7 protein-coding genes are annotated in these 12,693 nt (G+C 70.9%); 1 reads left to right on the top strand and 6 read right to left on the bottom strand.

Annotation, left to right across the window (positions count from 1 at the left end):
- Positions 1-18: 18 nt before the first annotated feature.
- The 6 genes from ACVHNB_RS20915 to eccD form a co-directional block, all read right to left on the bottom strand.
- On the bottom strand, positions 19-3,384 hold the full coding sequence (locus tag ACVHNB_RS20915; RefSeq protein ID WP_456225540.1) for an AAWKG family protein: 3,366 nt from the start codon (positions 3,382-3,384) through the stop codon (positions 19-21).
- Positions 3,385-3,451: 67 nt separating this feature from the next.
- Positions 3,452-3,907: a type VII secretion system-associated protein gene (locus ACVHNB_RS20910; RefSeq protein ID WP_456225539.1), complete on the bottom strand. Its 456-nt coding sequence runs from the start codon at positions 3,905-3,907 to the stop codon at positions 3,452-3,454.
- Between the two features lie 104 nt (positions 3,908-4,011).
- Complete coding sequence (locus ACVHNB_RS20905) at positions 4,012-4,335, bottom strand: WXG100 family type VII secretion target (protein WP_428957208.1); 324 nt, start codon at positions 4,333-4,335, stop codon at positions 4,012-4,014.
- Positions 4,336-4,444: 109 nt separating this feature from the next.
- Positions 4,445-4,768, bottom strand: coding sequence for a WXG100 family type VII secretion target (locus ACVHNB_RS20900; RefSeq protein WP_428957209.1), 324 nt, complete (start codon positions 4,766-4,768; stop codon positions 4,445-4,447).
- A 456-nt stretch (positions 4,769-5,224) separates the two neighbouring features.
- Positions 5,225-6,763: a type VII secretion protein EccB gene (eccB, locus tag ACVHNB_RS20895; RefSeq protein WP_428957210.1), complete on the bottom strand. Its 1,539-nt coding sequence runs from the start codon at positions 6,761-6,763 to the stop codon at positions 5,225-5,227.
- A gap of 60 nt (positions 6,764-6,823) precedes the next feature.
- Positions 6,824-8,224, bottom strand: coding sequence for a type VII secretion integral membrane protein EccD (eccD, locus tag ACVHNB_RS20890; protein ID WP_428957211.1), 1,401 nt, complete (start codon positions 8,222-8,224; stop codon positions 6,824-6,826).
- Positions 8,225-8,710: 486 nt separating this feature from the next.
- Here eccD and eccCa point away from each other — a divergent pair, with 486 nt between their 5' ends.
- Entirely contained in the window at positions 8,711-12,655 is a 3,945-nt protein-coding gene (eccCa, locus tag ACVHNB_RS20885; protein ID WP_456225538.1) for a type VII secretion protein EccCa, read from the top strand.
- The last annotated feature ends 38 nt before the right edge of the window (positions 12,656-12,693 follow it).

Genomic DNA, 12,693 nt, shown 5'->3' with positions numbered 1-12,693 from the left:
CCGGTGCCGGGCCGGGGTTCACCGTCCGATGACCGCCGGCGCCCCGCCCTCGTCGGTGCCCCACACGTCCGCGTCCTCCTCCAGGTAGTCGGACGAGGTGACCGGCCGGCGCGTCGTCTCGTCCGCGGCCGTGTCCTGGCCGGAGCCTTGGCCGCCGCTGGTGGTGGCGGGACGTGCGGCCGGGACGAGGAAGGTGTCCTCGTCCTCGGAGCGGCCCCAGGGGCTGCGCCTGCGACGGTTGCGGCGCCGGCTCTCCTCCACGGCGTCGGTGAGGACGGCTCGGACGCGCTCACCGTGCGAGCCCTTGTCGCCGCCTCCCATGCCTCCCATGCCGCTCATCGGCATCATCGGCATGCCGGGACTTCCTTGCCCGCTGCCGGCAGCCGCTGCTCCGGTGCCGGAACCCGCTCCGGAACCGCCGCCGGAGCCGATCGCGGACGTCTGGTCCGAGAGCGGGTCGACGGAGTGGGGGACGCCCGTCGTCGATGTGCCGTCGTAGCCGGTGAGCGCCGAGCCGCCGCCCAGGTCGGACGTGGCACCGCCCGCACCGCCGCCCAGGGTGCCGAGGCTCTCGCTGGTGGTGCCGCCTCCGCCATCTCCTCCGCCACCTCCGTCGCCGAGCGAGGGGCTGTCGAAGGACGGACTGTCGAGGGAGAGCCCGTCGCCGAGGCCGGTCAGGTCGCCGATGGTGTCCGACGCGCCGCCGCCCGTACGGGAGTTGAGCCCGTCCAGGTCCACGCGGCTGGTGTGACCCTGCGGATCGGTCGTCGTGGCGACGCCGCTGTCGGGGTCGATGACCTGCTTGCTGCCGTCGGGGAAGTCGGTGGTGAGCTTGCCGCCGTCGAGGCGGGTCACGGAGCCGTCGGGGTTGGTGCTGGTGGCGCCGTGGGTGAGGTCGGTCGTGGTGACGGTGCCGTCGGGGTTCGTCGTGGTGAGGGACCCGGTGTCGGGATCGAAGCTGGTGCTGCTGCCGTCCGGGAAACTGGTGGTGAAATCGCCACCCGTCAGGGACGTGTGACCGCCGGTGGGCGTGGTGAGGCCACCCGTCGTGTCGGTCGTCCCGTTGAGGCCGCCCAGGTCGCCGAGCGACTGGGTGGTGATCTGCTTGCCCAGGTCACCGAGGTCGCCGAGGTCGCCGGGGTTCCCGGTGTCGCCGGTGCCGTTCTGGGTGTTCAGCCCGTCGAGGGTGCCGAGGTCGGTCTCGGTGGTGGTGCCGTCCGGATGCGTGGTGAGGGCCTGACCGGTGTCGGGGTCGATGCTCTGCGTGGTGCCGTCGGGGAAGTCGGTGGTGAGCTTGCCGCCGTCGAGGCGGGTCACGGAGCCGTCGGGGTTGGTGCTGGTGGCGCCGTGGGTGAGGTCGGTCGTGGTGACGGTGCCGTCGGGGTTCGTCGTGGTGAGGGCGCCGGTCCTCGGATCGAAGCTGGTGCTGCTGCCGTCCGGGAACGTGGTGCTGAAGTCGCCGGCTCCCGAGAGCGAGGTGGTGCCGCCCGTCGGCGTGTCCAAGCTCGAACTGCCTTCACCTGGTGTCCCGTTGAGGCCGCCCAGGTTCCCCAGGTCCTGCGTCACCGGACCCGTCGCGCGGTCACGGTCGCCGCTGCCGTTCAGGCCGCCCAGACTGCCCAGGCTGGTGGTCACCGGGCCCGGGGCGGGGCCGGAGTCACCGAGGCCGTCCGTTCCCGGCGGAGTGTTCAGGGTGTTCCCGTTCCCGGGGTCGGTGAGTGAACCGTCACCGTTGATCCCACCGAGGTCGCCGAGGCTCGTGGTGATCGGGGTGTTGTTCCCCGCACCGCCGAGGTCGCCGAGCCCACCGAGATCGCCCAGGTCGCCGAGATCGCCGTTCGAACCGCCGGGGTTGTTGAGATCACCGAGGCTCTCCTCCAGCTTCTTGCGGTCCTCCTCGGCCTTGCGCTCGGCCTCTTCCTTCTCCTTCTCGTACTCCGCTTCCTGCTTCTCCTTCTCGGCCTTGGCCTCTTCTTTCTCCTTCTCCGCCTCGGCCTTGGCGTCCGCCTTGTCCTTCTCGTACTCCTCCTTCTCCTTCTTCGCCTCGGCCTCCGCCTCCTCCTTCTCCTTCTCCGCTTCTTCCTTCTCCTTCTCGGCCTGATCGTCCGCGTAGTCCTCGGCCGCCGTGCTGGTCGTCTTGGGCTTGGGCTGGTTGTCGGTGAACTCCCGTCCCAGGTCGAGGAACTTGTTGTTCAGCGTGGACTGCACCCGCGTGGCGGCCTCGCCGAGGTACTCGTCGACGCCCTTGCTCCAGATGCGGACAGCCTCCTCGCCGACCTTCTTCCACGTCTCGATGTTGGCGAGGTCGCCGTACTTCTCCGGGCTCTGGCTGAAGCCCTCCTTCGTCCGCGCGCTCGTCGTCGTGACAGGGGAGCCGCCGTACCCGGAGGAGGTCGTCGAGTAGATCTCGGTCTTGCTGATGTTCTCGGCTTCGGCCCAGGCCGCCAGCCTGTCCAGGACGTACCTCAGCACCCGGTGCGGGTCGTAGTAGTCCGACTGCGACCACTTGTACCAGGCGTCCAGCAGCGTCTTCGCCGCGTCCTCCAGCGCGTCGCGCCCCTGTGCGAGGGCCTGGGAGTACACGGTGGCGCCGTCGGCGGTGCCGCCGCCGGAACCGGTGAAGGTGTCGACGTAGCCCTCGTAGTTCTCCCGGACCTTCTTGAGCAGTTCGCGGAAGATGTCCGCCGACTCGCCCTTCCAGGCCGCGTCGTCCCTGCCGAGGGCGTCCTCCCAGCCCTTGATCGTGACGGCGTGGTCCCGGAAGAACTTCGCCGCACGGTCGAAGGACTCACCTGTCGTGCGGAAGGAGTCGAGGACGACCGCTCCGTTGCCGGGCACGGCGAGCCCGTTGAACGACATGCCTTCGGTGTTGCCGTTGAACAGGGCCAGCAGGGCGTCGCGGGGGCCGTTCATGTACTGGGCCAGGTCGACCGTCGTGAACGTGTCGTCGTTGTAGTCCGTGAACTCGTTGCCGTGACTGACGGCGACCTCGCCCGCCGAGCCGCCCGAGGTGTCGGCGAACTGGAGGTTGTCGTCCTTGTCGTGGACGCTGCCCTCGAAGACGATGCGGGCCTGCTTGAGCTGCGGGCTGCCGCCGCCGCTCGCGTCGAAGAACCAGATCTCGTAGTCCTGGCCGTCCTGCATCTCGAAGCCGGACTTGTCGAGAACCTCCTGCAGGGAGCGGTTCTTGATGTCCATCCGGAAGAGCGGGCCGCCGTGATCGGAGGTGAGCTTCTCGAAGATCGTCGACCGTTTCGGGACGGGATAGCCGGTGAGGTGCGCGACGAGCTTGGCCCATGCGTCGTCCCCGTCGCCCGAGGCGACACCGTCCCCGTACTTGTCGACGTTCGCCTTCGAGTCTGGGTCGTAGCGTTCCCCGGCCACCGAGTGCCCTTCCTGGTCTGGTGCTGGTCTTCCATGCCCGCGACGGTGTCACCGCCGCGCGCGGTACTCAGCTCTCGTCGTCCCCGCCGCTGTTCGTGCCGGCCACATCGGTGTCGACGTCCTCGAACAGCTGGAGCAGGGTCTGGGCGTCGATCGAGTCCAGGTTGCTCTGGTGGGTCTTGCTCATCTTGTCGAGGGTGTCCTGGAGCGCGTCCTTCAAGTCCTTGAAGAGCGTCTCCTGGTCTCCGAGCAACTTGTCGATGGTCGTCGCCGCTGTCGTGATGTCCTTGATCAGTGACGGGCCCGAGACCAGATCCTCGGTGGTCATCTTGCCGATGTGCAGGATCTGTTGACCCTTGTCCGGATTCCCCTCCGTGGTGTGACCGTCGGTGAGGTCGCGGAGCGGGCGGATGCCGTCGACTTCCTTGTCACGGTAGGTGCCTGCGGATTTCAGGGCCTGCTCCACGTCCTCGTCACGGAACTTCTGGAGCTGCTTGAGATCGAGATGGGTCAGATCGGCCACGGGTCACCCTCCTTCGCTCGGTGCCGGAAACGGTGGGGTCCGCGTCCCGGCCCGTGGGGGAGTGCCCCTTGCGGGGAAGGCCGGGACGCGGACGTCTCAGGGGGTCAGCGCGGGGTGACCGACTGCCACATCTGACTGCTGCGCCGCTCGTCCTTCTTGTGGCCGTCCGCCACGTCCTCGAGGAGCGTGCCGTTCTCGGAGAGCAGCTGCTGCATCTTGCCGACCGCGTTGTTCCACTGCTGCTGGACCTTGGTGTACTCCTGCTGGTCGTCACCGCTCCAGCCGCGCATCAGGGCCTGCAGCTCCTGCTCGAGGGACTGGAGGGTGCCCTGGATCGCCTTGGTCTGCTGCTGGATGTCCACGGCGGCGTTGGCGGCCGCGTTGTACTGGACATCGATGATGCCGTCTGTGAGGTTCTCGGCGGGCATGACGGATGCCTCTCTGGTCGTCGGACCGGTGGTCCGAGGCGTCTCGTGGTGGGGGTTCGGCCCGAGGGGGAGGGGCCGACGCCGGGGGGCGCCCCCGGCAGCGGGCAGGTCAGGTCAGCGCCTCGAAGACACCGGAGGAGACCTTGCCGGCCTGCTGGCCGATGTTGCTCTGGTGGTGCGCCGACGTCTTCTGGGCGGAGGAGCGGTTGTCCTCCAGCGCGTCCGTCATGCGGTTGATCTGGCCGATGATGCGCTGGGCCTGCTCGTCCCACTTCTCGAAGAGGTTCATGAAGGCGCGGCCCTCGTCACCGCCGACGCCGAGCGCCAGCGACCTCACGTTGCCCCGGATGCGCTCGACGCCGTCCTTGGCCATCCCCAGCGCGTGCACCCCGTTCTGTACTGCCTTGTCGTCCACCAACCGGTTGTCGGCCATGGAGCACTCCCTTCGGTCGAGCTTCGCTGTGGCGATCGTGCCTGCTGAGGCTAAAGAGAATCCGGCCCTCCGCGCAACGAATCCAGTGAATCTCCGCCCGAGGACCGGCCTCAAATCCACCTGGTCTGAACAGAGTTACGTCAAGGTTTCTCGCGGATGGCCGAGGTGAGGCGGGCGCACCGATTCATCGACGCGGCGTGGCGGAACCGCAACTGACCGCGCGCGACGGGAATTCGGGCCCCATGCGGGCACGGCGTCCGGTGAAACGGGCAACGCGCGGGAGAGAGCCGCCCGTTCCCTGCTCGTTTCGGGCATCGATGTGTTGGCGGCCCCGCACGTACAGGCTTCTTGAGGTTTCTCTGAGCTTTCTCGGTGGCATATTCACTTCAGCCTGTGGGAGAGCTGTGTCTCCTTGAATCTGGCCGGAAATTGATCCCCGCTCGGCCTCAACTCCGTTCATACGGAGTTTTGTTCATTGCGTTCTTTTCCCTTTTGCCCGTTCCCGCAATCCGGTGCGGTCACCCGCGGGGCCGTGGCCCCCGACGCGGCCCGCTCGTCCAGGTCCGAACCGGTGGGCAGCGTCGACAGCAGCGGAGCCGGAACCGACGTGATGTCGTCGGCGCCGTACCCCAGCGCGGCGAGCGCCTCCTTCGAGGCGATCCGGTACTTCACTCCGTTGTCCGCGACCAGGTACGTCGTGCCCGCGTGCGCGGCTCCGGAGGCGTTCAGGGCTCGTACGAGAGCGCCGTGTCCGGGCCGGACGACCGTCGCGTCCGGTGCCACGCAGGCCGGCTGCGGCGGGCCCGCGGTGCCCGCCGACACGGCGAGCGGAGCCAGCGCGTCGAGCGACACCAGCACCGAGCTGATCCGCGCCCCCTGCGCCCCGCCGTCGACCTCCGCGCACAGCGCCGAGCCGCGCGGCGTCGACTGCGGCTCGGGCGGCGTCGCCGGAAGCCCCGAGGCGTCCGAGGACCGGGCGGCCGACGCCGCCCGGTGCTGGCGCAGTGCGTCCGCGCCCACCGTCCGCGCGGTCGGAGACTGCCCTTCGTACGCCTCCTTCTGCGTGGCCGGGTCCCCGAGGACGAGCGCGGCCCCGGTACGGGAGAGGGGGACCAGACCGTCGGAGCGCAGCAGTTGGTACGTGCTGCTGCCGCCCGGCACCGTCACCTTGAACACCTGGCCCACCCGGGTGGGCTCGCCGCCCAGGTCGGGGCCCTTCTCACCGCGACCGGGCACCTCGGGCGGCGCCAGCTCGGCGCCCGGCGCGAGCGCGTCCAGGAACGCCGCGGACACCGGCATCGGCGACTCGGAGCCGTAGCCGAGCGCGCCCCGCGCGTCGGACGTCTCGTCGAGCGGCAGCCGGCTGCCGCGCCACACCAGGTACTCCTTGCGATCCGGTCCCTGCACCAGCACCGCGCGGTCACCGGCGAGGGCGCGCGTGGCCAACGACGCCCCCGCCACGACCGTGGTCGCGCCGGGCTTGTTCACCCCGGCCTCGGTGCCGCCGCCCGTGCTCGGCAGCGCGCCCGCCGCGCCGGTCACGCACATGTGCCAGGCCCCGCCGTCGAGTTCACCCGCGCCTGGCAGGGTGTCCGGCGCCCCGGGTATCCCCACCGGAGCGCCCACCGGGGTGCCGCGCAGCGAGGCCGTGCCGACATCCACCGAGGTCAGCTCGGCGCCGCCGATGAGCCGCGCGGAGGCGTAGTTGCGCACGGGATGCAGCGTGCCGCCGGTGTAGAGGTAGCGGGCCCCGGTGTCCCGGTTCACGACGAGGCTCTCGCCGGAGCGCCAGCTGTCGTTCCCGCCGGGGCGCAGCAGCCCGTACACCGTCGCGCCTGCGGCGACGAGCACCGTCACGAGCAGACCGAACAGGACGCCGCGCGTGGTCCGCCCGAGAGGGCTCTCCGGTGCGTCCGGATCGGCCAGGAGCAGCCCCGAACTGAGCCTGCCCATCACGAAACTGTGGGCCTGCACCTGGTCCCGTTTCGACTGCACTGCCTCTCCTTCTCGTTCTCGGTGATGACGGCGCCGCGGCGCCCGAGGTGGGCTCGGGGGTCAGCCGAACAGCCCGCGCAGCCAGCCGAACAGCCCGGCCACCCACAGGCTCAGCGGCAGCAGCGCGACCGCGCTCGCGGTGTGCGCGATCTCCGCGGCCCGGCCCCAGTACGGCAGCATGCGGCGGCCCGGCACCGTCCACGCCGCGACGACGAGCGCCGCGGCCACCGCCAGCAGCACGGCGAACACGACGGCCCGGCCGCCCGGTTCGGCCGCCACGGCCCAGGCGCGGGCGAGCAGGACCAGGCCCCAGGCCGCGGGCAGCGCCAGCGTGAGCCGCTGTCCGATGTGGACCAGGCCCCGCGCATGCAGCAGGAGCAGCAGCGTCAGGACCAGGGACGTCAGGACCTCGGCCAGGCCGGGCCGGTGCGTCAGCGGCACCAGGGCCGCGGCCGCGATCACCCCGGTCGCGCCGAACAGCGCGGTGATCCAGCGTCCGGCGAGCTCGGTGCGTTCGGCCACCTCCTCGCTGCGGAACGGCTCGATGCCTTCCTGGAGTTCACGGGCCGACGAGGGCAGCGCCGGCATCCGCATGCCGGCCAGCTTGAACGCCAGCGCGGGCACCGTCCCGGCGGCCAGCGCCACCACCGTCGCCACGATCGCCGTGGAGGCCTGGGCGTCGAGTCCGCTGAAACCCATCAGCGTCCCCGCGATCGCGGCCGCCACCGACACCACGGCCGTGGCCAGCAGCATCGGGGCGCCGACCGCGGTGGCGGCCAGCGCCAGGACGGCACCGCCCGCGCCCGCCGCCCCGGCGGCCAGCAGCCGCGCGCCGACGACCCGCGTCGCGTCCGGCCCCGTCACGTCGCCGCCGGGCAGTACCCAGCCGGCGAGGGCCAGGCACGGCACCACCAGCAGCCCGAGCGCCGTCGCCGACACCCGGTCCCCCACCGCCCGGCTCGCCGAACCGGCGCCCGCCAGCAGCAACAGCCCCGCCACACTCGCGCACACCGGCCGCGCCGACGCGGACGCCCCGGGCCAGAACAGCAGCACCAGAGCCGCCGTCACGGCGACGACCGCGCCGCCCACCAGGAGATTCCTCGCGGCCTGCGGAGTCCAGTTGTGCAGCCGCTTGCCCGCGGTGTCGGCGATCCCGTCCACCAGGTCGTCCAGGCGCGCCTCGGGCAGCGCCTCGGTGTGCGGGCGCAGATGCAGAACGGTCCCGTCGGTCAGACCGGCCTGGGCGAGCGTCGACTCCTCGTCGAGCGGGGCGTCACCGAGCCGCTGGAGCACCCAGCCCGCATGGTCGAGGCCGGCCTCCTCGGCCTCCGCGCCGGCATAACGCAGCAGCGTCGGCAACAGGTCTGCGACGGGGACATCGGTGGGCACGGCCAGATCGACGGAGACGGCCGGTGCGCGTACGGTCAGGCGGCACAGTTCGGCCACCGCACTGTCGGTCATGATGTGAACTCTCGTCTCCCATTATGAAGTTCGACGGGGGAATGGCAGGGGTCGCCTGAACAGCGGCCTCCGGTCGCGTGTTTGGAAACTTCGAAGACGGGTATCCGAAGCAGGTTTTGCCAAGAGCGTTATGGTGTGCGGGGGTTGTCCGGATCCGTCTTTCCACGTGAGAGAGCACGCAATGGCAGGGCCCACGTGGACATGAGCGATCTCCGAGTGCAGACTACTGCCGCTGGAGGCGTGATTGTCGCGGGGATCTCCTTCTTCCACGACACCGACGGCCGATTCCGCCGCTGTGCGTCCGGACTGTTCACCGGGTTTTCACGGCCGCGCCCGAATTCGGTGACGCGGCGGCGCATGCATGATGCACGGATGTTTCGGGGCCGTGTGGACCGGACCCCGGTGCACACAGTCCAACAACCCGGGAGGATCTGTCCCTTGAGTGTGGTTCTGTTTCGTCGGCCCGCGCGGCGCAGCGGCCCGGACATGCCAGAGGGCGAGCTGACGCTCCAGGAACCACCCGTCCTCGCCGAGACAGTGCCCGACACCACGGCGATCTGGACCTATCTGCCGATGGCGATGATGTCGGTGTCGATGATGCTGATGTTCCTCCGCCCCGGAGGCTCGCACGGCGTCTTCATGTACATCGCGCTCGGCATGATGATGCTCGCCGCGGTGGCCATGCTCGTCGGCCAGATGATGCGCCGCTCCGGCGAACGCAAACAGCGCCTGAAGGGCGAACGCCGCGACTATCTGCGCTACCTGGCCCAGACCCGCAAACGCGTCCGCCAGACCATCGCCGAACAGCAGCGGGCGCTCGCCTGGCGCCACCCGGAGCCCACATCGCTGCGCTCCCTCGTGCGCACCACCCGGCTGTGGGAACGGCGCCCCGCGGACGAGGACTTCGGCGAGGTCCGCCTCGCCGTCGGCGAGCAGCAGCTCGCCCTCACCCTCACTCCCGTCTCCACCCGGCCCGTCGAGGATCTCGAACCGCTGTGCGCGCATGCCCTGCGTCGCTTCATCCGCGCCTACTCGACCGTGCCCGAGCAGCCCATCGGCCTGTACCTGCGCTCATCGGCCCGGGTTCTGCTGCGCGGCGACGACGACGCGGTTCGCGGACTGGTGCGCGCGGCCCTCGGCCAGCTCGCCGTCTTCCACGCCCCGGAAGAGCTGTGGATCGCCGTGTGCACCACCGACGAGCGGCGCGGCGAGTGGGAGTGGGTGAAATGGCTGCCCCACGTCCTGCATCCCCACGAGGAGGACGGCGCCGGGCCCGTACGGCGCATCACCTCCGACCTCACCGAACTCGACGACCTGCTCGGCGCCGAGTTCGCCGAACGGCCCGGGTTCGAGCCCGACGCCGTCCCCGGCCGCGAGGAGCCGTACACCGTCGTCATCGTGGACGGCGTCACCGTGCCCGAGGGACACCGCTGGGACGGGCCCGGCTACCGCAACGCCGTCGTCATCGACCTAGCCGAGTCCCTGCGCTGGCGGCCCGGCCGCAACACGCTGCGCCTCACCGTCGAGCAGGACGAGGTGGGCCTGGTGCGCACCGACCGCAGCCGCAAGGAACGCACCACGCCGCTGGGCCGCCCCGACCGCCTCGGCGTCCGCGGCGCCGAGGCCCTGGCCCGCCTGCTGTCCGCGTCCCGGATGAGCCTGGGCAGCGACAGCACGCAGCCGCTGGACACCGACGTCGAACTGACCACCCTGCTCGGTATCCCCGACCTGCACCGGCACACCCCGCAGAGCCTGTGGGCCAAGCACACCGGAGCCTCGCGGCTGCGCGTGCCCGTCGCGGTCGGTGTCGACGGGCGGCCCGTCGAGCTCGACATCAAGGAGTCCGCGCAGGGCGGCATGGGCCCGCACGGCATGCTCATCGGCGCCACCGGCTCCGGCAAGAGCGAACTGCTGCGCACCCTCGTCCTCGGCCTCGCGCTGACGAACTCCTCCGAGACCCTCAACTTCGTCCTCGTCGACTTCAAGGGCGGCGCCACCTTCCTCGGCCTCGACGAACTCCCGCACACCTCCGCGGTCATCACGAACCTCGCCGACGAAGTCGCCCTCGTGGAACGCATGCAGGACGCCCTCCACGGTGAACTCCTGCGCCGACAGGAGCTGTTGCGCGCCGCCGGCAACTACACCTCGGCCCTGGAGTACGAACGGGCCCGCGCCCAGGGCGCCGACCTCGCGCCGCTGCCCAGCCTGTTCGTCGTCGTCGACGAGTTCAGCGAACTGCTCGCCGCCCACCGCGAGTTCATGGACCTGTTCGTCATGATCGGACGCCTCGGCCGCTCCCTCGGCGTCCATCTCTTGCTCGCCTCCCAGCGCCTCGACGAAGGCCGCATGCACCAGCTGGAGAGCCACCTGTCCTACCGGGTGGGCCTGCGCACCTTCTCCGCCATGGAGAGCCGCGGCGTCCTCGGCGTCCCCGACGCCTACCAACTGCCCGCACAGCCGGGCAGCGGCTACCTGAAGTCCGGCGTCGAGTCCCTCGTGCGCTTCCGCGCCGCCTACTCCTCGGGCACCTACCGGCGCCGCACCGGCGCCGTCGTCCGCGCACGCGTCGCCAACCAGGTCGTGCCGTGGACGAGCGGCTGGGTCGTCCCCCGCGCCGTCACCCCGGACCCCACCCCCGACCCGGAACCGGAGAAGGAGGCGCAGGAGCAGGAGGAGAGCCTGATCGACGTGGCGCTCGACCGGCTGCGGGATTCGGGGCCGGCCGCGCACCAGGTATGGCTGCCGCCGCTGGACACCCCCGCCCCGCTGGACGCGCTGCTGTCCGGCGTCACGGTGGACGCCGAACGCGGACTGACCGCCGCCGGCTGGTCCGGGAAGGGAAAGCTGCGCGTGCCGGTCGGCCTCGTCGACAAGCCGTTCGAGCAGCGCCGTGACCCGCTGGTGGTCGACCTGTCGGCGGCCGGCGGCCACGTCGCCGTGGCCGGCGGCTCGCAGAGCGGCAAGTCGACCCTCGTCCGCACGCTCGTCTGCTCCCTCGCCCTCACCCACACACCGGCCGAAACACAGTTCTTCTGCCTCGACTTCGGCGGCGGCGGACTCTCCCAGCTCGGCGGACTGCCGCACGTGTCCGGCGTCGCGGCGCGACTGGACCCCGAGCGCGTCAACCGCACCGTCGCCGAGGTCATGACCCTGCTGGCCCGGCGCGAGCAGTTCTTCATCGACCACACCGTGGACTCGATGGCCTCCTTCCGCAGGAGGCGCGCCGCCGGAGAGTTTCCCGACGAACGCTTCGGCGACGTGTTCCTCGTCGTGGACGGCTGGTCCACGGTCCGCCAGGACTACGACGACCTGATCCCCAAGTTCAACGAACTGGCGGCCCGGGGCCTGAACTACGGCATCCACCTCATCGTCACCACCGCCCGCTGGGTCGAACTCTCCGCGCAGGTGCGCGACCAGGCGGCCACCCGCCTCGAACTGCGCATGGGTGACCCGATGGACTCCGAGGTCGACATGCGCAAGGCCCGCTCCGTGCCGCGCAGCGGCGGCCGCGGCCTCACCGCCGACAGCAAGCTCCACTTCCTCGCGGGCCTGCCCCGCATCGACGCCGGCAGCGACCTCGACGACCTCGGCGACGGCGTCGCCCACCTGGTCGCCCGGATCGCCGAGGCCTGGCCCGGCGACCCCGCGCCCAAGGTCCGCATGCTGCCGCACCGCCTTCCGGTCACCGACCTGCCGGAGCCGACCGCGACCGAGGGCGGCGGCATGCGACTCGCCCTCGGCCTCGACCAGGAGGCCCTCGAACCGGTCTGGCACGACTTCAGCCGCACCCCGCACCTGCTCGCCGTCGGCGACACCGAAAGCGGCAAGACCAACCTGCTGCGCCGGGTCGCCGCGGGCATCACCGCCCGCTACACCCCGGCCGAAGCGAAGATCATCGTGGTCGACTACCGGCGCACCCTCGTCGACGCCGTGCCGGAGGAGTACCGCATCGGGCACGTGGTCTCCCTGGACAACCTCAAGGAGACCGTCGACGGCGCCGCGCGCGCGATGCAGACCCGCCAGCCCGGTCCCGACATCGCGCCCGGGCAGATGCGCCAGTGCGACTGGTGGACCGGACCGCGTCTGTTCGTACTGGTCGACGACTACGACATGGTCGCCGGGAACTCCTTCCAGAGCCCCTTCGAGCCGCTCTTCGACCACTTGGCGCTCGGCTTCGAGGTGGGCCTGCACCTGGTCGTCGCCCGCAGCGCGATGGGCGCGGGCCGTGGCCTCAACGAAGCGCTGTTGCGCCGCCTCGACGAGACCAACACACCGGCACTGCTGATGTCCTGCCCGCCCACCGAGGGCTACCTCTTCGGCAACATCAAGCCGCGGAACCTGCCGCCCGGCCGCGCCTTCCACATCGTGCGCCGCAAGGCGAGGCTCGTACAGACGGCACTCGCCGAGGGCATCGACCGATCTCACCAGTGACAGCGAGGGGCCCCGCCGAGAACCGGCGGGGCCCCTCG

The organism is Streptomyces sp. YJ-C3 (assembly GCF_053891275.1).
The sequence above is the reverse complement of the archived record's forward strand: the minus strand, read 5'-3'. Positions and strand labels throughout refer to the sequence as shown.

Bases quoted from the DNA above. Each gene is read 5' to 3' on its own strand.
- eccD (WP_428957211.1), bottom strand. From the start codon at position 8,224: ATGACCGACAGTGCGGTGGCCGAACTGTGCCGCCTGACCGTACGCGCA.
- ACVHNB_RS20905 (WP_428957208.1), bottom strand. From the start codon at position 4,335: ATGCCCGCCGAGAACCTCACAGACGGCATCATCGATGTCCAGTACAAC.
- ACVHNB_RS20900 (WP_428957209.1), bottom strand. From the start codon at position 4,768: ATGGCCGACAACCGGTTGGTGGACGACAAGGCAGTACAGAACGGGGTG.
- eccCa (WP_456225538.1), top strand. From the start codon at position 8,711: ATGCCAGAGGGCGAGCTGACGCTCCAGGAACCACCCGTCCTCGCCGAG.